Annotated in this window: 17 protein-coding genes and 1 pseudogene; 2 read left to right on the plus strand and 16 right to left on the minus strand. The window is 67.8% G+C overall.

All coding sequences use genetic code 11. The features are described 5' to 3' along the window. Positions 1-113 precede the first annotated feature (113 nt). The 7 genes from lpdA to purB all read right to left on the minus strand — a co-directional run bounded on the left by lpdA (position 114) and on the right by purB (position 9,633). Entirely contained in the window at positions 114-1,553 is a 1,440-nt protein-coding gene (lpdA, locus tag DSC_RS06835; RefSeq protein WP_014160416.1) for a dihydrolipoyl dehydrogenase, read from the minus strand. A gap of 145 nt (positions 1,554-1,698) precedes the next feature. Next, the gene (sucB, locus tag DSC_RS06840; protein WP_014160417.1) at positions 1,699-2,925 is read right to left on the minus strand and encodes a dihydrolipoyllysine-residue succinyltransferase; all 1,227 of its coding nucleotides are present in this window, start codon (positions 2,923-2,925) and stop codon (positions 1,699-1,701) included. Between the two features lie 49 nt (positions 2,926-2,974). Then, complete coding sequence (locus DSC_RS06845) at positions 2,975-5,803, minus strand: 2-oxoglutarate dehydrogenase E1 component (protein WP_014160418.1); 2,829 nt, start codon at positions 5,801-5,803, stop codon at positions 2,975-2,977. 195 nt (positions 5,804-5,998) lie between these two features. After that, on the minus strand, positions 5,999-6,469 hold the full coding sequence (locus tag DSC_RS17220) for a DUF7931 domain-containing protein (protein ID WP_014160419.1): 471 nt from the start codon (positions 6,467-6,469) through the stop codon (positions 5,999-6,001). 4 nt (positions 6,470-6,473) lie between these two features. Then, complete coding sequence (locus DSC_RS17225; protein ID WP_014160420.1) at positions 6,474-6,920, minus strand: GNAT family N-acetyltransferase; 447 nt, start codon at positions 6,918-6,920, stop codon at positions 6,474-6,476. Continuing rightward, positions 6,898-8,127 carry a cupin domain-containing protein gene (locus DSC_RS06860; protein WP_014160421.1) on the minus strand — a complete coding sequence of 410 codons (1,230 nt, stop codon included), beginning with the start codon at positions 8,125-8,127 and terminating at the stop codon, positions 6,898-6,900. Before DSC_RS06860 ends, DSC_RS17225 begins: the two co-directional genes overlap by 23 nt. Before the next feature lie 138 nt (positions 8,128-8,265). Beyond that, positions 8,266-9,633 (minus strand): adenylosuccinate lyase, encoded by a 1,368-nt coding sequence (gene purB, locus DSC_RS06865; RefSeq protein ID WP_014160422.1) that lies wholly within the window; start codon positions 9,631-9,633, stop codon positions 8,266-8,268. A 199-nt stretch (positions 9,634-9,832) separates the two neighbouring features. Between purB and DSC_RS06870 the strand changes: the two genes are divergently transcribed. Both DSC_RS06870 and DSC_RS06875 read left to right on the plus strand, forming a co-directional pair. Beyond that, positions 9,833-11,242, plus strand: a complete 1,410-nt coding sequence (locus DSC_RS06870) for a class II fumarate hydratase (protein WP_014160423.1) — start codon at positions 9,833-9,835, stop codon at positions 11,240-11,242. A 188-nt stretch (positions 11,243-11,430) separates the two neighbouring features. Then, complete coding sequence (locus DSC_RS06875) at positions 11,431-13,653, plus strand: penicillin acylase family protein (RefSeq protein ID WP_014160424.1); 2,223 nt, start codon at positions 11,431-11,433, stop codon at positions 13,651-13,653. A gap of 649 nt (positions 13,654-14,302) precedes the next feature. On the opposite strand, the pseudogene DSC_RS06880 reads toward DSC_RS06875, so the two are convergent. The 9 genes and pseudogenes from DSC_RS06880 to DSC_RS06920 form a co-directional block, all read right to left on the minus strand. Next, positions 14,303-14,503 (minus strand): annotated as a pseudogene (locus DSC_RS06880) (acyltransferase family protein); the annotation flags it as partial. Between the two features lie 187 nt (positions 14,504-14,690). Further along, positions 14,691-15,143, minus strand: coding sequence for a c-type cytochrome (locus DSC_RS06885; protein WP_014160427.1), 453 nt, complete (start codon positions 15,141-15,143; stop codon positions 14,691-14,693). A gap of 539 nt (positions 15,144-15,682) precedes the next feature. Next, positions 15,683-16,120, minus strand: a complete 438-nt coding sequence (locus DSC_RS06890) for a hypothetical protein (protein WP_014160428.1) — start codon at positions 16,118-16,120, stop codon at positions 15,683-15,685. A gap of 55 nt (positions 16,121-16,175) precedes the next feature. After that, complete coding sequence (locus DSC_RS06895; protein WP_014160429.1) at positions 16,176-16,808, minus strand: YggN family protein; 633 nt, start codon at positions 16,806-16,808, stop codon at positions 16,176-16,178. A 36-nt stretch (positions 16,809-16,844) separates the two neighbouring features. After that, positions 16,845-17,693: a GIN domain-containing protein gene (locus DSC_RS06900; RefSeq protein WP_014160430.1), complete on the minus strand. Its 849-nt coding sequence runs from the start codon at positions 17,691-17,693 to the stop codon at positions 16,845-16,847. Between the two features lie 20 nt (positions 17,694-17,713). Beyond that, a complete protein-coding gene (locus tag DSC_RS06905) occupies positions 17,714-18,709 on the minus strand; it encodes a hypothetical protein (protein ID WP_014160431.1) in 996 nt (331 codons plus the stop codon). After that, positions 18,706-19,605 carry an ABC transporter ATP-binding protein gene (locus DSC_RS06910; RefSeq protein ID WP_014160432.1) on the minus strand — a complete coding sequence of 300 codons (900 nt, stop codon included), beginning with the start codon at positions 19,603-19,605 and terminating at the stop codon, positions 18,706-18,708. The genes DSC_RS06905 and DSC_RS06910 overlap by 4 nt, the downstream gene beginning before the upstream one ends. Then, entirely contained in the window at positions 19,602-19,961 is a 360-nt protein-coding gene (locus tag DSC_RS06915; protein ID WP_014160433.1) for a GntR family transcriptional regulator, read from the minus strand. Before DSC_RS06915 ends, DSC_RS06910 begins: the two co-directional genes overlap by 4 nt. A gap of 4 nt (positions 19,962-19,965) precedes the next feature. After that, on the minus strand, positions 19,966-20,217 hold the full coding sequence (locus DSC_RS06920; protein ID WP_014160434.1) for a hypothetical protein: 252 nt from the start codon (positions 20,215-20,217) through the stop codon (positions 19,966-19,968). Positions 20,218-20,300 lie beyond the last annotated feature (83 nt).

Raw genomic sequence — 20,300 nt, forward strand, 5'->3', positions numbered from 1 at the left:
CGAGAAACCGGGGCTCAACCAGTCCCGACCGGATCAGGCTCTTCCGGGTCCCGGGTCCCGGGTCCCGAAACCCGAAACCCGAGTCCCGAAACCCGAGTCCCGAGTCCCGGCCTTCAGTTCGCCTTGTGGATTGCCCGCTTGCTGACCGCCATGGCGGCGTCGTGGATGGCTTCGGACAGGGTCGGGTGGGCATGGCAGATGCGCGCCAGGTCGTCGGCCGAACCGCTGAACTCCATCGCCAGCACGCCCTCGTGGACCAGCTCGGACACGCCCACGCCCACCAGGTGCAGGCCCAGCACGCGGTCGGTCTCGGCATGGGCGATCACCTTGGCAAAGCCGGCCGGCTCGCCCATCGCCACGGCCCGGCCGATGGCGGCAAACGGAAAGCTGCCGGTCTTGTACGGCACGCCTTCGGCCTTGAGCTGCTGCTCGGTCTTGCCGACCCAGGCAATCTCCGGCTCGGTGTAGATCACCCAGGGGACGGTGTCCAGGTTGACGTGGCCCGGCAGCCCGGCGATCAGCTCGGCCACCGCGATGCCTTCCTCGAAGCCCTTGTGCGCCAGCATCGGCCCGCGTACGCAGTCGCCGACGGCCCACACGCCATCCACGCCGGTGTGGCAGTGTGCGTCGACCTCGATCTGGCCGCGCTCGGTCAGCTTGACGCCGGTGCCTTCGGCCAGCACGCCCTTGGTCGCGGCCCTGCGGCCCACCGCCACCAGCAGCTTGTCCACAGTCAGGGTCTGCTCGCCGGTGGCGTCGGTGTAGCTGACCACGACCTCCTTCTTCTTGCCCTTGCCGGTGACTTCGGTCGCGCTGACCTTGGCGCCGAGCTTGATGTCCAGGCCCTGCTTGGTGAGTTCCTTCAGCGCGGTTTTGGCGACCTCGGCGTCGGCGGCGGCCAGGAAATCCGGCAGCGCCTCGAGGATGGTGACCTCGCTGCCCAGGCGCTTCCACACACTGCCCAGCTCCAGGCCGATCACCCCGGCACCGATCACCGCCAGGCGCTTGGGCACCTCGAGGAAGTCCAGCGCGCCGACATTGTCGACGATGGTCTCGCCGTCGAAGCTGGCGAATGGCAGTTCGATCGACTCCGAACCGGCGGCGATGATCACGTTGGTGCCCTTGAGCTCCACTTCCGTCTCGTCGTGCTGCCTGACCTTGACGATGTTGCCCGGCTGCAGCTGGCCAAAGCCGTGGTAGGCGGTGATCTTGTTGGCCTTGAACAGCATCGCGATGCCGCCGGTGAACTGCTTCACGATCTTGTCCTTGCGGCCGACCATGGTCGCCACGTCCATCCTGGCGTCCTTGAAGCTGATGCCGTGTTCGTCGAACAGGTGGCCCATGTTCCAGAACTGGCGCGAGGAATCGAGCAGCGCCTTGGACGGGATGCAACCCACGCGCAGGCAGGTGCCGCCCAGGGCCGGCTTGCCGTCCTTGCCCAGCGCTGCATCGATGCAGGCCACCTTCATGCCCAGTTGCGCGGCGCGGATGGCCGCGTGATAGCCGGCCGGGCCGGCCCCGATGACGACGACGTCGTAGTTTTGTTCTGACATGTTGCAGGAGTCCTGTGCTTTTTGCGGGAGTCGGGAGTCGGGACCCGGGACGCGGGACCCGCAAAGCATCACCTGCGTGTCCCGAGTCCTGCTTGATCTGCATTGCCGGGTCCCGGGTCCCGGGTCCCGAATCCCGGCAGCTGGACTACAGGCCGAACAGCATCCGGCCCGGGTTTTCCAGCTGGTTCTTGATGTCCACCAGGAACTGCACCGAATCCTTGCCATCGATGATGCGGTGGTCGTAGGACAGCGCCAGGTACATCATCGGCGCGATCACGACCTGGCCGTTCTCGGCGATCGGGCGTTCCTTGATGGCGTGCATGCCCAGGATGGCGCTCTGCGGCGGGTTGATGATCGGGGTGGACAGCAGCGAGCCGAAGGTGCCGCCGTTGGTGATGGTGAAGGTGCCACCCTGCAGGTCGTCCAGGCCCAGCTTGCCGGCCCGGGCCTTGGCCGCGTAGTCGGCGATGCCCTGCTCGACCTCGGCGAAGGACTGGCGCTCGACGTTGCGCAGGACCGGCGTGACCAGGCCCTTGTCGGTGGACACGGCGATCGAGATGTCGCTGTAGCCGTGGTAGATGATGTCCTCGCCGTCGATCGAGGCGTTGACCAGGGGGAAGCGCTGCAGCGCGTTGGCCGCGGCCTTGACGAAGAAGCTCATGAAACCCAGCTTGATGCCATGGGCCTTCTGGAACTCGTCCTGCAGCTCCTTGCGCGCGGCCGAAACCTTGCTCAGGTTGACCTCGTTGAAGGTGGTCAGCATGGCGGTCGAGTTCTTCGACTCCATCAGACGCCTGGCGATGGTCTTGCGCACCCGGGTCATCGGCACGCGCTCTTCCGGACGGGCGCCTGCGGCCCTGCCCACCCCGCCAGACCGGGCGAAGTTGACGATGTCTTCCTTGGTCACCGCGCCGCGCCGGCCGGTGCCTTCCACCTGGGCCGGATCCACGCCTTCGGTGAGTGCGGAAAACCGCGCGCCCGGCGGCAGCGAGGCGGTGTCGCCGGCGGCCTTGGGTGCTTCGGCCTTGGCGGCCTTCGGTGCCTCGGCAGCCTTGGGAGCTTCCTTCTTCTCTTCCTTGGCGGCAGGCTTGACCTCCTCCTCGGCCGGCTTGGCCGGGGCGGCCTCGGCGGCGGCGCCTTCCTCGATCACGGCCAGGACCTGCGAGGAGGTGACCGTGTCGCCTTCCTGGAACCTGATCTCCTTGAGCACGCCATCGACGGGCGAGGGCACTTCCAGGACGACCTTGTCGGTCTCCAGGTCCACCAGGTTCTCGTCGCGCCTGACCGCATCACCGGCCTTCTTGTGCCAGCTGGCGATGGTGGCGTCGGAAACGGATTCGGGAAGTGCCGGAACTTTGACTTCGGTTGCCATGCGGGGAGCGTCCTAGATATCTCGTCGGTAGGGATTGGATTGCGGTGTTCTATTCAGCGACGACGTCGTTGCCGAAATCGTTGACCAGCGCATCGGCGACCAGCTTCTGCTGCTCGGCCACGTGCTCGGCCATGTGCCCTGCCGCCGGCGAGGGCGAACGTGGGCGACCGGCGTAATGCAGCGCCTGCTTGCTGCCCAGGCAGGCCTGCAGGTGATGCTTGATCTGGTACCAGGCGCCCTGGTTCTGCGGCTCTTCCTGGCACCAGACCAGGTCGGTGGCGTTGCCGTATTGCTTCATCTGCGCAGCCAGCAGCTCGCGCGGGAACGGATACAGCTGCTCGATGCGCAGGATCGCCACGTCGTCCTGCTCGCGCTTGTTGGCGTCTTCCAGCAGGTCGTAATAGACCTTGCCCGCGCATGCCACCACGCGCTTGACCTTCTTCGGATCGGCCTTGGGGTCCGGGATCAGGTGCTGGAACTGGCCTTCGGCCATTTCCTCCAGGCTGGAGACGGCCAGCTTGTGGCGCAGCAGCGACTTGGGTGTCATCACGATCAGCGGCTTGCGCGTGGTCATGCGCATCTGCCGGCGGATCATGTGGAAGCACTGGGCCGGGGTGGTCGGCACGCAGACCAGCATGTTCTCCAGTGCGCACAGCTGCAGGAAGCGCTCCAGCCGGGCCGAGCTGTGCTCGGGGCCCTGGCCTTCGTAGCCGTGCGGCAGGAACAGCGCCAAACCGGTGATACGGCCCCACTTGGCCTCGCCGGCGGCGATGAACTGGTCGATCACCACCTGGGCGCCGTTGGCGAAGTCGCCGAACTGCGCTTCCCAGATGCACAGCGCATTGGGATCGGTGGTGGAGTAGCCGTATTCGAAGCCCATCACCGCCTCCTCGCTCAGCAGCGAGTCGATCACGGTGGCATCCTGCGGATCATCGACCAGCTGGCGCAGCGGCAGGTAATAGCTGTCGGTCTTCTGGTCGTGCAGGATCGCGTGGCGATGGAAGAAGGTGCCGCGACCGGCATCCTGGCCCACCAGGCGCAGGGTGTGGCCTTCGGCCAGGAGGGTGGCGTAGGCCAGGTTCTCGGCGAAGCCCCAGTCGCCGGGCAGGTCGCCCTCGGTCATCTTGGCGCGATCTTCGTAGATCTTGGCCACGCGGGCGTGCAGGGTCACGCCCTCGGGAATCGTGTTGATGGTCTTGGCCAGCTGCCTGAGCTTGGGCAGCTTGACCGTGGTGTCCACCGGATCGGTCAGCTTGCCCGACAGGTACTTGGACCAGTCGATGGCCAGCGGGTCGCGCTCGGGCTTGGCCAGCTCGGTGGTGTACTCGCCCGAGTCCAGCTTGTCGCGATAGGCATCGACCATCGCCTTGGCCTCGCCCTGGCCGATCACGCCGGCCTGTTCCAGCTGCGCCGCGTACAGCTCGCGGGTGGTCTTGTGCTTGCGGATCACCTGGTACATCACCGGCTGGGTCGCGGCCGGCTCGTCGGCCTCGTTGTGGCCCCAGCGGCGGTAGCAGACCAGGTCAATGACCACGTCCCGCCTGAAGGTCTGGCGGTAGTCGTAGGCCAGGTTGGCCGCGAACACCACCGCTTCGGGATCGTCGCCATTCACGTGCAGCACCGGGGCGCTCACCATCTTGGCCACGTCGGTACAGTACAGGGTCGAGCGGGCGTCATCGCGCGCACTGGTGGTGAAGCCGATCTGGTTGTTGATGACGATGTGCACGGTGCCGCCAATGGCAAAGCCACGGGCCTGGGACATCTGGAACAGCTCCATCACCACGCCCTGGCCGGCGAAGGCCGCGTCGCCATGGATCAACACCGGCAGCACGTGCTTGCGCTCGGTGTCGTTGTAGCGCTCCTGGCGCGAACGCACCGAGCCTGCGACCACCGGGTCCACGATTTCCAGGTGCGAGGGGTTGAACGCCAGCGCCACGTGGACCGGGCCGCCCGGGGTGGAGATGTCGGCCGAGAACCCCATGTGGTACTTCACGTCACCGGTGTGGGCGCGGTCGTCGTGGGCATGCTCGAACTTGCCCTCGAACTCGTCGAACAGCTTGCGCGGATTCTTGCCCAGGGTGTTGACCAGCACGTTCAGGCGACCGCGGTGGGCCATGCCCACGGCGATGTCGCGCATGCCGTCGCTGCCGCTGCGGCGCAGGATCACGTCCATCATCGGGATCAGCGAATCGCCGCCTTCCAGCGAGAAGCGCTTCTGGCCGACATACTTGGTGTGCAGGTAGCGCTCCAGGCCTTCGGCGGCGGTCAGGCGCTCCAGGGTGCGCCTGCGGGTCTCGGCGTCCAGGCCGTAGTTGCCCCCGGCCTGTTCCAGGCGCTCGTACATCCAGCGACGCTGGTCATGGTCGGGGATGTGCATGAACTCGGCGCCGATCGAGCCGGTGTAGGTCGCCTTCAGGCGCGCGAGCAGGTCGCGCAGCACCATGCGCGGCTGGCCGGCCACCCCGCCGGTGCTGAATTCGCTGTCCAGGTCGCGCTCGGACAGGGTGTGCCATTCCAGGCCCAAGTCCGGTGGATTGACCGGCTCGCTCAGGCCCAGCGGATCAAGCCTGGCGCCGAGGTGGCCGCGCGAGCGGTAGGCGGTGATCAGGCGGCCGACGTGGCGTTCGCGCTCATCCGATGGCGTGGCGCCGTTGGCGGCGTTGGCGGCCTGCCTGGAGGCCTGGGTGATGTGTTCGATGGCCACCGAGTGCGGCACGTCGCCGGCTTCGCGGCCCCTGAAGCCGTCGAAGAAGGCTTTCCACTTGGGGTCCACACTGTCGGGCGAGACCAGGTACTGCTCGTACAGGTCTTCGACATAGGCGGCACTGCCGCCGTTGAGCGGGGAGGACTGCGCAAACTGCTTGAGAAGATTGTCCACGGTGATTGCCTGCGGCGTCTTTTGTGGGGTTGGAGAGCCCGCGGAGGCAGCGAAACAGGCCGGTCAGGGCGCGCTGGAGCCGCGAAACCAGAAAATTATAGGCCTCGCCCTGAACCCCGGCGGTCACGCGTGCCGGATTGCCGGAACGCACCAAGGCAATGCCCCACTATGCGGGACATTGCCTGTGGCCGGCTTTCACAGCCCCAGGGCGCGCAGCTCGGTGCAGGGCCGGGCGCGTTCCCAGAAGCGGCCGAATTCATCGCGCAGCTGGCGACTGCGCCCCGGTGCGGCCAGCTCGGCCTCACCCTCGAAGCGATGGCCGAGCGGGCGAAAGTAATAGCCGCCGCCGTCGCTGGCGACGAACGCACCGGCATAGCTGCGGTCGACCGGCTCGTCGACCGCGCGCAGGACAAAGCTGCTGGGCAGGCGCTGGGCCAGGGTCAGCAAGGCCGAGCCGGCGCGCTGCGGCACCAGCGGGTCCTGCATCAGGATGCGGATCTGTGCACCACGATGGTGCACGGCCAGGGCGCGCAGGGCATCGAGCACGGCCGGCGCATCGAGCAGGCCGGGGTCCAGTTCGCGGCTGTAGATGCACAGCAGGCTGCGGGTGTCCTGGGCCAGGGCCGCCACGGTCTGGATGGCCTGGGCCTGGTGTTCGACTTCCACCGCCTCAGCCCTTGAGCTTGAGCCGCATGAACTGGTGTTGGATGCCGACGTCGTCGAAGGGTTCGCCTTCGACCACGAAGCCGTGCCGGGTATAGAAGCCTTCGGCAGCCACCTGCGCATACAGGATCAGTTCCGACCAGCCGTGACTGCGGGCCTTGTCGATCATGGCCAGCAGCAGCGCCTGGCCGACACCCTTGCCGCGCCAGGGCTTGAGCACCGCCAGGCGGCTGAAGCGACCGTCCGGGGTGAGCCGGGCGGTGCCGATCGGCGCGCCGTGGGCATTGACCGCCAGGATGTGTTCGGCGACCGGGTCCATCGAATCCCATTCGGTGTCCATCGGCGCGTGCTGCTCGGTGACGAAGACCGTCTCGCGCACCGCCCGCAAGGCCTCGCGGTCGGCGATGAACGAGGCAGGGCGCAGGGTGAACTCAGCGGTGGTCGTTGTACTCATCGGCATTGGCTTCTGGCAGTACGTAGTGGCCGGACGTTATCAGAACCAGGACCGCCTCGCGGCCTCGTTCGCCCAAGGTCTGGTACAGCGCGGCGTCGATCCGCTCGGCCGCCGCCAGGGCGCGCGCGTCGCGCACCGCCATCGGCAGCGCCTGGCCGCTGGCGAACAGCACCGCGCCCTTGCTGGCCCGGCGCCAGGCCATGCGGGTCATCGGGTGGCGCTGCAGCGTGGCGCCCTGGCTCAGCGCGAACTGCAGCTGGATCAGCGACGGGGCCTGCGCTGGCGCGGCGGCCTGCCCGGCGCTGCGGTAGGTGGTGATGAAGCGGCCGAACCACTCGCCCAGCCGGTCCGGGTCATTCATCCGCAGCGCATTGAGTGCCTCGACCACCCGGCCCATGGCGGTGGCGTCGATCTCGTTGGGATCGGTCGGCGGGGCCAGGTCGGGGTCCCGATAGCGGATCGCCTCGTCGGCCTCGGCCACCAGGGTGTCCAGGTAGTCGGCAATCAGTTCGGCCGAGGAGGGCGCGCGCATGCCCACCGAGAAGGTCAGGCACGGGTCCTGGGCCACCCCCAGGTGGGGCACGCCCGGCGGCAGGTACAGCATGTCGCCCGGACCCAGCACCCAGTCATGGGTCGGGGTGAACTGGCGCAGCAGCTTGAGCTCGACATCGTCACGGAAATCCAGCGGCGGATTGTCCGAGGCGTCGATCTGCCAGCGGCGCTGGCCGTGGGCCTGCAGCAGGAACACGTCGTACTGATCCACGTGTGCCCCGACCGAGCCGCCGGTCGCCGCGAAACTGACCATGATGTCGTCGATGCGCCAGCGCGGCAGGAAGTCGAAGGCGTCCAGCAACGCGGCCACGTCCGGGTCCCACTTGTCCACGTCCTGCACCAGCAGGGTCCAGTCGTGGTCGGGCATGGTCGGGAACTGGTCTTCCTCGAACGGGCCGCTGCGCAGCGACCAGCCGTCGCTGGCGCGGTCATGGGTGATCAGCCGCGAGAGCGCGGCTTCCTCGCAGGCCAGTCCGGCCAGCTCGTCCGGCTCGATCGGCGAGACCAGGCCGGGAAAGGCGTTGCGGACCAGCAGCGGGCGCTTCTGCCAGTAACGGCGCAGGAACAGCTGTGGCGGCATGCCCAGTGGCGGCCGCCTGGAGGCGTCGACTTCGATCGGCGGCAGGGTGGGGGACTTGGCGGTTTTTTTGGTCATCGACGTGGGCGGCAGAGGTGGGAGAGACGCATCGGCTGTGCCAGAGGTGGCGGTCGGCTGTTGTAGGAGCGCACCGCAGGGGCGCGATGGGGCCTTCCCGGTAAAGCCCCTCGCGGCCCTGCGGTCCGCTCCTACGGGTCAGATTTCCCGCGCCAGCTTCGCCGCCAGCCCGGTGTAACGGCCCGGGGTCAGTTCGCGCAGGCGCTGCTTGTCTTCGGCCGGCAGCTCCAGCGATTCGATGAAGCCGCGCATCGATTCGGCGGTGATGCCCTGGCCGCGGGTCAGCGCCTTGAGCTGTTCGTAGGGATTGGGCAGGCCGTGACGGCGCATCACCGTCTGCACCGCTTCGGCCAGCACTTCCCAGGCCGCGTCCAGGTCGGCGTCCAGGCGCTCGGGCGCCACGGTGAGTTTGCCCAGGCCCTTGGCCAGCGAATCCAGTGCCACCAGGGTATGGCCGAAGGCGGTCCCCAGGCCGCGCAGCACGGTCGAGTCGGTCAGGTCGCGCTGCCAGCGGCTGATCGGCAGCTTGGCGCTGAAGTGCTCGAACAAGGCATTGGCCACCCCGAAGTTGCCCTCGGCGTTCTCGAAGTCGATCGGGTTGACCTTGTGCGGCATGGTCGAGGAGCCGACTTCGCCTTCCTTCAACCGCTGCCTGAAGTAGCCCAGCGAGATGTAGCCCCAGACATCGCGGGCCAGGTCGATCAGGATCGTGTTGGCGCGGCGGCTGGCATCGCCCAGCTCGGCCAGGCTGTCGTGCGGCTCGATCTGGGTGGTGTACGGGTTGAACACCAGCCCCAGGCCCTCGACGAAGCGCTGCGCGAAGGCCGGCCAGTCCACCTGCGGGTAGCTCACCACATGGGCGTTGTAGTTGCCGACCGCGCCATTGATCTTGGCGGTCAGTTCGACCGCGGCGATCTGCCTGATCTGGCGCTCCAGGCGCGCCACGACGTTGGCCATTTCCTTGCCCAGGGTGGTCGGCGAGGCGGTCTGGCCGTGGGTGCGGGCCAGCATCGGCTGCTCGGCCTGGGCGTGGGCCAGGGTGCGCAGGCTGGCGGCGATGCCTTCCAGGCCGGGCAGCAGCACCTCGCGCCGGGCCTGGCTGAGCATCAGGCCGTAGGACAGGTTGTTGATGTCCTCGCTGGTGCAGGCGAAATGGACGAATTCCAGTGCCGGGCCCAGCGCCGGGTCATCGGCGAGCTGCTCCTTGATGAAGTACTCCACCGCCTTGACGTCGTGGTTGGTGGTGCGCTCGATCTGCTTGACCCGCGCGGCCTGCTCGACGCTGAACTGCTCGGCCAGGGCGCGCAGCTTGTGGATCTGTGCCGGGGCGAACGGGGCCAGTTCGGTGATGCCCGGTTCGGCGGCCAGGGCCAGCAGCCATTCCACCTCGACCCTGATGCGGGCGCGGATCAGGCCGTATTCGGAGAAGATCGGGCGCAGGGCGTCCACCTTGGCGGCGTAGCGGCCGTCGAGCGGGGACAGGGCGAGCAGGCTGGCGTGGGTCATCTGGAAGGGCAACTGACGAGGGGGAAACCGGTGCGGGCGCGGCGCGTGGGAGGGCAGCCAGGCGGGCCGGGCAAGGCCGCACAGTCTACCGCTGTCGTCCGCTCACGCGCCGGGGGCGTATCCTGCGCCGCTTCAAGCCAGCCGTTGCGGACTGACCACCGCGTGCCAGCCGTAACCTTGTCCACAAGGAAACACGCTGATGCCGCAAAAAGTCCGACTCGAACACGACAGCATGGGCGAGCTGCAGGTCCCCGAAGCGGCGCTGTGGGGTGCCCAGACCCAGCGCGCGGTGCAGAACTTCCCCATTTCCGGCCGGCCGATGCCGCGCGGCTTCATCCGCGCGCTGGGTCTGATCAAGGCGGCCGCCGCCGAGGTCAACGCCGAGCTGGGCCTGCTGCCCAAGGCCACCGCCAAGGCGGTGCGCAAGGCCGCCCTGGAAGTGGCCGAGGGCGGCTACGACGGGCATTTCCCGATCGACATCTACCAGACCGGTTCGGGCACCTCGTCCAACATGAATGCCAACGAGGTCATTGCCAATCTGGCTGCGCGCATGTCCGGGCAGGGTCAGGGCAAGCTCGCCGTGCATCCCAACGACCACGTCAACCTGGGCCAGAGTTCCAATGACGTGGTGCCCACCGCGATCCGCGTGTCGGCCCAGCTGGCGGTGGTCGAGGACCTGCTGCCGGCGCTGGCGCACCTGCGCAAGACCATCCAGACGCGCGGCAAGGCGCTGGGCAAGATTGTCAAGACCGGGCGCACCCACCTGATGGACGCCATGCCGCTGACCTTCGCTCAGGAATTCGGCGCCTGGGCCGCGCAACTGGAATCGGCGCAGGCGCGCATCACCGACGCACTCAAGCGCCTGCGCCGGCTGCCGCTGGGCGGCACCGCGATCGGCACCGGCATCAATGCCGATCCGCGTTTCGGCAAGCAGGTCGCCAAGGCGCTGAGCGAGATGACCGGGACCAGGTTCGAAAGCGCCGACAACAAGTTCGAGGGGCTGGCCGCGCAGGACGATGCGGTGGAGCTGTCAGGCCAGTTCAACGCGCTGGCCGTGGCCCTGATCAAGATCGCCAACGACCTGCGCTGGATGAATTCCGGGCCGCTGGCCGGCCTGGGCGAGATCGAGCTGCCGGCGCTGCAGCCGGGCAGCTCGATCATGCCGGGCAAGGTCAATCCGGTGATCCCCGAGGCCACGGTGATGGTCTGCGCGCAGGTCATCGGCCACCACACCGCGATCACCGTCGCCGGCCAGACCGGCAACTTCCAGCTCAACGTGACCCTGCCGCTGATCGCCGCCAACCTGCTCGAATCGGTGCAGCTGCTGGCCAACGTCTCGCGCCTGCTGGCCGACTCGGCCATCGCCGGGCTGAGCGTGCGGCAGGACAACGTGCGCCGCGCACTGGACCGCAACCCGATCCTGGTGACCGCGCTCAATCCGGTGATCGGCTATGAAAAGGGCGCGGCGATCGCCAAGCAGGCCTACCGGGAGAATCGCCCGGTGCTGGAGGTGGCCATCGAGGTCACCGGCATGAGCCAGGCCGAACTCAAGCCGCTGCTGGACCCGGCCGCGCTGACCAGGGGCGGCATCCTCGGCAAGCCGGGTTGATCGAACGCCTAAGCGTGCGACGCGGGGCCGGACGCGCGCGGTCGACCGGTGGCAGAGGCAATGACGACTTGCGTGGCGGCACTGCCGCGCGGGTTGCCGAGGCAGGCGCCCACCGGGGCGTGATGGCTGTCGCCAAGCGCGACCGGGTGCGTTAAAACACGGGGCTTGCCGACCGAAGGGGAAACTCCATGCCGATCCGTTCCGCGTCCCGCGCGCCGCGACACCCTGCCCGCATCGCCACCGCGGCGCTCGCACTGGTCATTGGCCTGCTGGGCGGCGCACCGGCCCATGCCAGCGACACCGCGCAGGCGCGCATGCAGCGCCAGGCGCAGGCGGTGACGATCACCCGCGACGACTGGGGCATCGCCCACGTGCGCGGCACCACCGATGCCGACGCCGTGTTCGGCATGGCCTACGCGCAGGCCGAGGACGATTTCCACCGCGTGGAAACCAACTACCTGCTCTCGCTCGGACGCATGGCCGAGGTCAAGGGCGAGTCTGCGATCTGGCTGGACCTGCGGCAGAAGCTGTTCATCGATCCGGTGGAGCTGAAGAAGCTTTACGCGCAGAGTCCGGCCTGGCTGCGCCGGCTGATGGACGCCTGGGCCGATGGCCTGAACCACTACCTCGCCACCCATCCGCAGGTGCACCCCGAAGTGATCACCCACTTCGAGCCGTGGATGGCGCTTTCCTTCACCGAGGGCAGCATCGGCGGCGACATCGAGCGGGTCGACCTCAAGCAGCTCAAGGACTTCTACGGCCAGAGCGGCGATGCGCCGTTGGCGACCCTCCAGACGCATCCGAGCTGGGTCGAGCCGACCGGCTCCAACGGCATCGCCATCGCGCCCAAGCTCACCGCCGACGGCCACGCCCTGCTGCTGATCAATCCGCACACCTCGTTCTTCTTTCGCTCCGAGCTGCAGATGTCCAGCGACGAAGGGCTCGACGCCTACGGCGCGGTCACCTGGGGCCAGTTCTTCATCTACCAGGGCTTCAACCAGCACGTGGGCTGGATGCACACCTCCACCGGACTGGACGCGGTGGACGAGTTCGCCGAGACCATCGTGCGCAAGGACGGCAAGCCGTTCTATCGCTACGGCAGCGAGCTGCGCCCGGTGACCTCACGGCAGATCACCGTGCCGTATCGCCGCGCGGATGGTTCGATGGCCGAGCGCAGCTTCACCGCGTACTTCACCCACCACGGCCCGATCGTGCGCAAGGACGGCGACAAGTGGATTGCCCAGGCGCTGATGAACACGCCGATCCCGGCGCTGCAGCAGAGCTGGCTGCGCACCAAAACGCACGACCTGGCCAGCTACATGAAGGTGGCCGAGCTCAAGGCCAACTCGTCCAACAACACGCTCTTGGCCGACGACAAGGGCCAGATCGCCTTCCTGATGCCGCAGTTCGTGCCCCGGCGCGACGACCGCTTCGACTACACCAAGCCGGTGGACGGCGCGAACCCGGCCACCGACTGGCACGGCCTCACCCCGCTGGACCAGCTGCCGCAGGTGGTGAACCCGCCCAACGGCTGGGCCTTCAACACCAACGACTGGCCCTACTCGGCCGCCGGGCCCAACAGCCCCAAGCAGGCCGACTTCCCGCGTTACATGGACACCTTCGGCGAGAACCCGCGCGGCCTGCACGCCACGCGCCTGCTCACCGGTGCCAGGGACGTGACGCGCTCGTCGCTGATCGCCATGGCATTCGACCCCTACCTGCCTGCGTTCGCGCGCCAGTTGCCGGTGCTGATCGGCGACTACGACGCGCTGCCGGCCAGCGACCCGCTGAAAGCGAAGCTGCGCGGCCCGATCGCCCTGCTGCGCCCGTGGGACTACCGCTGGGGCATCGCCTCGATGCCGACCACGCTGGCGGTGTTCTGGGGTGACACGCTGTGGGACCAGGTGAGCAAGGCGGACACCGCCGACGGCCTGTCGATCTACGAGGTGATGGCCGAAAAGGCCGGCCCGCAGCAACGCCTGCATGCGCTGGCCGAAGCGGTGGACCGACTGCAGCGCGACTTCGGCCACTGGGGCGTGCCGTGGGGCGAGGTGAACCGCTTCCAGCGCCTCACCGGCGCCATCGGGCAACCGTTCGACGACGGCAAGCCAAGCATCCCGGTACCGTTCACCTCCTCGCGCTGGGGCTCGCTGGCCTCCTTCGGCGCGCATCGCTGGCCGGGTACCCGGCGCTACTACGGCACCAGCGGCAACAGCTTCGTGGCGGTGGTGGAGTTCGGCCCCAGGGTGGGCGCCCGCGCGATCACCGCTGGCGGCGAGAGCGGCCACCCGGAATCGAAGCACTTCAACGACCAGGCCGAGCGCTACACCACCGGCAACCTGCGCGAGGTGTACTTCTGGCCGGAGCAACTGAAGGGCCACACCGAGCGCAGCTACCATCCGGGCCAGTGAATGGCCGCGTCTGCTGCGGCCACGCGCGGGCAGGCTAATGCCTCACGCCACACGCCTCACGCATCGCGGCGAAACAGGCGAGCAACAGCGCCATTGGCCACGCTCGCCGCGCTGAAGGTGCCGGTGAGCATGCGCAGGCCCAAGCGCTCGCGCGCCGGCGGGTTGCAACGCACTTTCGCCGGCTCGTCGTGGAAACGCGGGCCGATCCAGACGTTCGCTGGCGTGCTGCTGCGATCGACCAGGCTCGATGAAAGTTCTGGTTGCGGCCGGGCGCGAGGGCAGCGCCCGGCGGCAAGGTGTCGCCGACGGTCGCCGTGGGCGTCGGCGCGGTTTCCTGGGCCCAGGTGCCGCCAGGAGGCAACGCCAGCGCGAACGCGAACAACATGTCGAGCGTCTCTGGTGGTCCAGCCTGGTCTGGCGCCTCCCTTGCCGCCAGCGCATCGTGCTGCGCCCGCAGAAGGTCTCCAACCACGCCGAGATCAGGTCCAGCCGCGCACCAGCGGCGCCAGCACGTAGGAGCCTGTCGGACTTTGGCCGGCCGGGCTGCAAATCCGGCTGTGCGGTCCATATTTCCGTCGCTTCTTGCCCCATAGAACCACTATGGGGCGGCGAATCGCCGAAAATCTGTCCTCGCGCAGCCGAATTTTCGCCTCGACCGCCAAAGCCCGACAGACTCCTGGCTGCCGATCAGGAAGCCGCTGAGCACGAAGAAGATGTCCACGCCCACCCAGCCATGGTGCGACAGCCAGTCGAAGTGCGCCCCCAGTTCACCGACCACCCACGAGTGGAACAGCATCACCCAGACGATGGCGGCGACGCGCAGGGTGTCGAGGCCGGGGAGTCGTTGCATGGGCGGGCGTTCTATCGCGGGAAAGGCGCGAGCATGCCGGGAATGGCCGGGGCGAAGCCAGGGTGGATGTATGGCGTGACGCGGGCGGGGCTTGGAGATCGCCGCGGCGCGGGGCGCCCTTCGACTTCCGCGATGCGCCTGCGCCTGCGCCGTTCCTGGCACGGTGACCACTTGCACATCGTGCGGGCTACTGCGGCCGAAAGCGCTGGGGATCGGGTGGCACCTCGGGCGGCAGCGCGAGAATCCATTGCGCCAACTCGCGCGCCTGCGCCGGGGGCACCGCAAGGTTCGGCATCACGCCGCCCCAGGGCCCCCCCTGCCCACCCTGCGTGATGAATGACGCCACCGCGTCCTGGGCACCGGGCTGTCCCTGATAGCGCCATGCGATCCAGGCAAACGCCGGCCCCACACCGCCATCATGCAGCGCGTGACAGGAGCTGCATGCGTACTGGTCGAGCGCCGCCGGCGCATCGACGGGAACAGCCTCGCGAGGCCGCCCCATCATGCCGTGCATGCCATGGTGCATGCCCTGGAATTGTCCGGCGTGCGATCCAGGCCACCATCCGGTATCCGTGCCGGTCACGCCGGCCCAGGCCGCCAGCACGACGAGAATCAAGACGAACAGGGCGAGATATTTCATTGGCCGGTCTGGTGACGGTGGATGCCCGAAATCCAGACGCTTCCACTTCTACGCCAAGCCAGTGGCAACAACAAGCACGGCCGCCGCCACCGCGGAGCGGACGGCACGCGCACCAAGGCATCCCCCGTCCTTCACGCCCATCTCGTTTCGGCCTGTGCGCGCGAGAACCATGAACGCACCGCGAAATGACATCCGTCGCGGCGGTGGAATGGCGTCAGGCGTTCGCGCAGGGCAGTATTCATTCGGCCGGTGCTGGTGAGTCCTCGACAACTCCATCATGCCTTCAATGACAACACCCGCTCTACTCTTTTCACCGCTATCGCCGGTGAGAAAATCAGCCTCGTCGGGGAATTTCGCAAGAGGCTCACCAGGCTTTTGAAAAGCATCTCCCGTCTGCGCGGGAATGACGATCGCACCGTTCGACGCGTGCCGATCCACGCCCCTTGTCGCCGCGCGGAGGAGCCGGGGCGTTCGACCGACCCGAAAAAAGCCGGCGTCAGCACCGGCTTTTGCACTCGCGTCCAATGCGCGGCAATCGCCTATCGCGCTTCCAGCCGGATGGTTTCAAGACTGTCCTGGTAGGGGCGCAGCTCGGGGAAGTCGGCCATCAGCCGTTCCTGCAGCGGCTTGAGCTGGGCATCGGGCGCGATGGTGACCGGCATGCCGCCGCTGGCCTGCAGCTGCGGCAGCGCCTGCTGGCGGCGCATCTGCAGCTGGCCGAAGTAGTTCTGCAGCTGCTGCCGTTTTTCCGGCGGTTGCGGCAACACCACATCGTCGATCTTCAGCGTGCCGTCGGGGCCGATGCTCACCGCCGCGCCGGGCGGCTGGCGCATGGACACCTGCATCGTCGTCACCGAGGTGGCGGGCCTGGCGCGCTCGGCCCGCGACAGCGCGGCCTTGTCGTCGCCGCCACCGCAGGCTGCCAGCGAGAGGGCGGCCAGGGCGGCAAGCAGAAAGGGCTTGGTCGGAATGTGCATGGGCCGATTGTAAGCGAGCCATCGACCGGGACCTGCGCAAACGTCCCGGCCGCTGTCACAGGTTGACGATGCCCTTGTCCTTGCAGTCATCCACGTCGGACTGGTCCATCGTGGCGTAGGGGCGAAACTCCGGCTGCGCCGCGGCCCAGGCCTGCTGGGCCTGGAGCAGTGCGGGCAGGCGCGCGCACAGGCGCGCGACCTGCGGCTGGATCCGTTCCCTGGCGACGGCTTCGGCCTGCTTGCCGGCCGCTTGGCCGCCATCGCCGTTCATCAGGCCCTTCAGCGCCGCGGCGGCCGCATCGATGCCCAGCCTGGCGCCTTCCATGCCGATGGCGATGCCATCGCTGGCCACGCCCTGCAGCTGGGTGCGATAGGCCAGGCCCAGCGCCTTCTGCGCAGGCGTCATCGCCACCGGCTTGCCATCGACCAGCAGTTCGCCGGCGGGCGTGACTTCGGCCTTGGGCAGGCCGGGGCGGCTGTCGCCGAGCGACATGTTCTCGGTGTCCAGCTTGTGCTGGGCCTCGGCGATTTCCTGCCTGGCGTTCTCCATTTCCTCGGAGGCTTTCTGCAGGCCCTTCTGGGCTTGGTTGATGCCTTGGGCGAGGCCGCCGTTGCCGGCGCTTGGCTGGCATGCGGCCAGGGTCAGCAGAGTGGTCGCCAGCAGGGTGCGCAACAGTTGGGTGGTCATGGCGTGGTGTTCCTGGTGGTAGGAAACAGCGGAAGATCAGTGTTCTTCGGGCACCTGGACCGTGCCGGTCACGCCGCGCTGGTCGAGGTCGCCGCTGCCGCGGCTGTGGACGGTCAGATTGCCGCGCACGTTGCGGATGGTCAGCTCGCCCGAGCCGATCGCGCCAACCTCGACATCGCCGGTGACATCGCGCAGGTCCACGTCGCCCGAGCCGATCGACCTCAAGGAGACGCCGCCACCGACGCCATTGAGGGTCAGATCGCCGGAGCCGACGCTGCCGAGCTCGGCCTTGCCGGCGACGCGGGCGGCTTCCAGCTCGCCCGAGCCGATGCTCAGCACCTTGAGCGCACCGGCGCCATTGAGTTTCAGGGCGCCCGAGCCGATCTTGGCGGTGACCAGGCCGGCGATGTCGTGCAGGTCGACATCGCCCGAGCCCACGTCGGCGCTGGCGGCCCTGGCGCCGCTGAGGGTCGCATCGCCCGAGCCGACGTCCAGCTGGACCAACACGTCGTTGGGCACTGCGCCCGTCAGGTCCAGGTAGGAATAGCTGCTGCCGAAGCTGATCCTGATGGGCCGGTCCTCGGTCAGGCTGACAATGAGTTTGTCGCCCGACCGCTTCTGGGTCACGATCAGGCCCTTGAGCAGGTCCTGGCTACTGGCGCAGGCCCGGCCAGCCAGGGCATTGTCGGCGCCCGCGGCGGCCTTGAGCTTGAGGTCACTGGAGCCGACCTCGAACAGCACGGACGTGGCCCCGGCAAGGTCCAGCTTCAGCGAACGCGGCTCTGAGAACTTGCAGTGCCCGTCCTCGGCGCTGGCCTGCAGTGGGGCGGCCAACCATGCGGCCGCCAGGGCCGGGATCAGCAGGAAACGGTTCGTGGACTTCATGGTCAAGCTCCCTGGAAGGCTCAGGCGTCGTCGCGGCGACGGCGGACGATCACGGCCAGCGTGATCAGGACGATGCCCACCACCACGCCGATCCACAGGTCGGGGTTGGCATAGATGGACGGATTGCTGGTGTGGTGCAGGACCATGTCCAGCACGCCGGCCGGGCTGTCGATCTGGCGGCTGGCACTTTCCACCGTCTCGTGGCGGGCCGTTTCGGCCGGAATCCAGGTGCCCGGCAGCACGCTGAGCAGGCCGCGGTACATCACCACGTACCACACCCCACCCAGTGGCAAGCTCAGACCGGGCATGGCGCCCATGATGCTGATCACGATGCAGGCCAGCAGCGGCACCAGCACCGCCCACAGGAACGGCACGCGCCTGGCCCAGGCCGAGCACAGCATCAGCCAGCCGATGGCCGGCAGCGACCACAGCACATAGATCGGCAGGGTCGCCAGCATGGTGCCGATCACCCGGAACGGATGGGAGGCGGTAAAGATCGCGCCGGCCCCTGGCATCCCGGCGAACGATGAGGACAGGGCGATGATCACCCACAGCCCCAGGCCGATCAGCAAGCCGACCACCAGCGAGATGATCTGGGTCAGCAGCAGGGCCCAGGTCAGCTTGGAGGCCACGGTCATCGCATCGGACACCGGCAGCGACTTCCAGAACAGCACGCTGCGGTCGTTGCGGTCGTTGTACAGGCTGCCTAAGCAGTAGAAGAACACCACGAAGGCGACCACCACCCCGGCGATGGCAAAGCCGGCCAGCAGGGCGAAATCGCCGGTGGCGCCGAAGCCCTGGGCCAGTCCGTCGAAGTTGGAAGGGACCGAGTCGCCCGGCATCTTGCCGCGCAGCTGGATCGCACCAATCACCGCACCCAGCGCGGCAAACACCAGGATGATGCCGGCGGTGATCACCTGGGCCCAAAGGAAGCCGCCGCGGTTTTCCCAGTATTCGCGGCGCAGCAGCCAGCCGAACACGCCGGGCTTGGTCAGAGTGCGGGCAGGGGCGTTCATGCATAGGTTCCTTTCATGATGGCCACGAACAGGTCGGCCAGGCCGGGGTTGCGGGTTTCGCCGAACGCGGCGAGTTGTTCGCGGGTCACCCCCGAAGGCGTGCCATCGGGCAACTGGCCATCGAACAGCATCACGGTCTTGCCAAAGGGCAGGGCGCGCTGGTCGATGGGATGGAGGGCACGCGCCTGCGCCGCGGCGGCCTCGGACACCAGCACCTCGGTGTAGCGGGTGGCGACCTGGTCCATGCTGGCGGCCAGGGCGATCCTGCCGTCGCGGATGAACATCACGTCGGTCAGGATGTGCTCGATCTCCTCCACCTGGTGGGTGGTGACGATGATGGTCTTGTGCTCGTCGAAGTAGTCCTCCAGCAGACGCTGGTAGAACTGCTTGCGGTAGAGGATGTCCAGGCCCAGGGTCGGCTCGTCCAGGACCAGCAGGCGCGCGTCGATGGCCATCACCAGGGCCAGGTGCAGCTGCACGATCATGCCCTTGGACATTTCGCGCACGCGCAGGTTGGGCTTGAGCTGGGTGCCGGCCAGGAAGCGCTCGCACCTGGCGCGATCGAAGCGCGGATGCACGCCGTCGACGAAGTCGATCGCCTCGGAAACCTTTATCCAGCGCGGCAGCACGGCCACGTCGGCGATGAAGCACACATCGTTCATCAGCGCGTCGCGGCTGCTGCGCGGGTCCATGCCCAGCACCTGCAGCTCGCCCTGGAACGGGGTCAGGCCCAGGATGGCCTTGAGCGCGGTGGTCTTGCCGGCGCCGTTGGGACCGATCAGGCCGACGATGCGCCCGGCTTCGATGGTGAAACTGGCGCCGTCCAGGGCGGTCTTGTTGCGGTAGGTCTTGCGCAGGCCCTGGGCCTGCACGACCGGTGCGATCGTCGCGTTCATGGTTTGTCTCCCTTGGGCAGGTCTTCCAGCTTCAGTCCCAGGCGCGCGATGCGCGTGGCCACGGCCGGCCATTCTTCGGTCAGGAAGCGCACCCGCTCGGTGGCCAGCAGTTTCCTGGCCGCCTGCTCGGTGACGAACATGCCCAGGCCGCGGCGTTTCTCGACCAGGCCTTCGTCGGCCAGTTCCTGGTAGGCGCGCGAAACGGTGATCGGGTTGAGCTGGTAGTCGGCCGCGACCTGGCGCACCGAAGGCAGCGCATCGCCGGGCTTGAGTTCACCATCGAGCATCATGGCGATGACTTTCTCCTTGAGTTGACGGTAGATGGGAGCGCGGTCGCTCCACTGGACGGATGTCATGGTTTCAGCTCCCGGGTCGCAACAGACGGGCGAATGAGAAGTAGGGCATCGACAGCGCGGGACGCCGAGGGCGGGGGGCGTCCTGGGCGGGGGAAGGGCGCGTGCCCGGGCGGGTGTCCAGCACCGGTTGCAGCACCGTCTCGGTCGTGGCGGCGGCCTGCTGCCGATGGACCTGTGCCATCAGGCCGGCCACGGCCAAGGCCAGCAAGGTCAGGCCGAGCCAGGTCGTAGCGGAGTGTTTGCGGCTGCTGTCCATTGCGTCCCCTGCCCTGGATTAATGGTGTTGTAGTAAACTACAACACAAGGAGACAGGTCGTCAACAGGGGCGAAGGCTTGTGC

It is taken from the genome of Pseudoxanthomonas spadix BD-a59 (genome assembly GCF_000233915.3).
Classification (GTDB): domain Bacteria; phylum Pseudomonadota; class Gammaproteobacteria; order Xanthomonadales; family Xanthomonadaceae; genus Pseudoxanthomonas_A; species Pseudoxanthomonas_A spadix.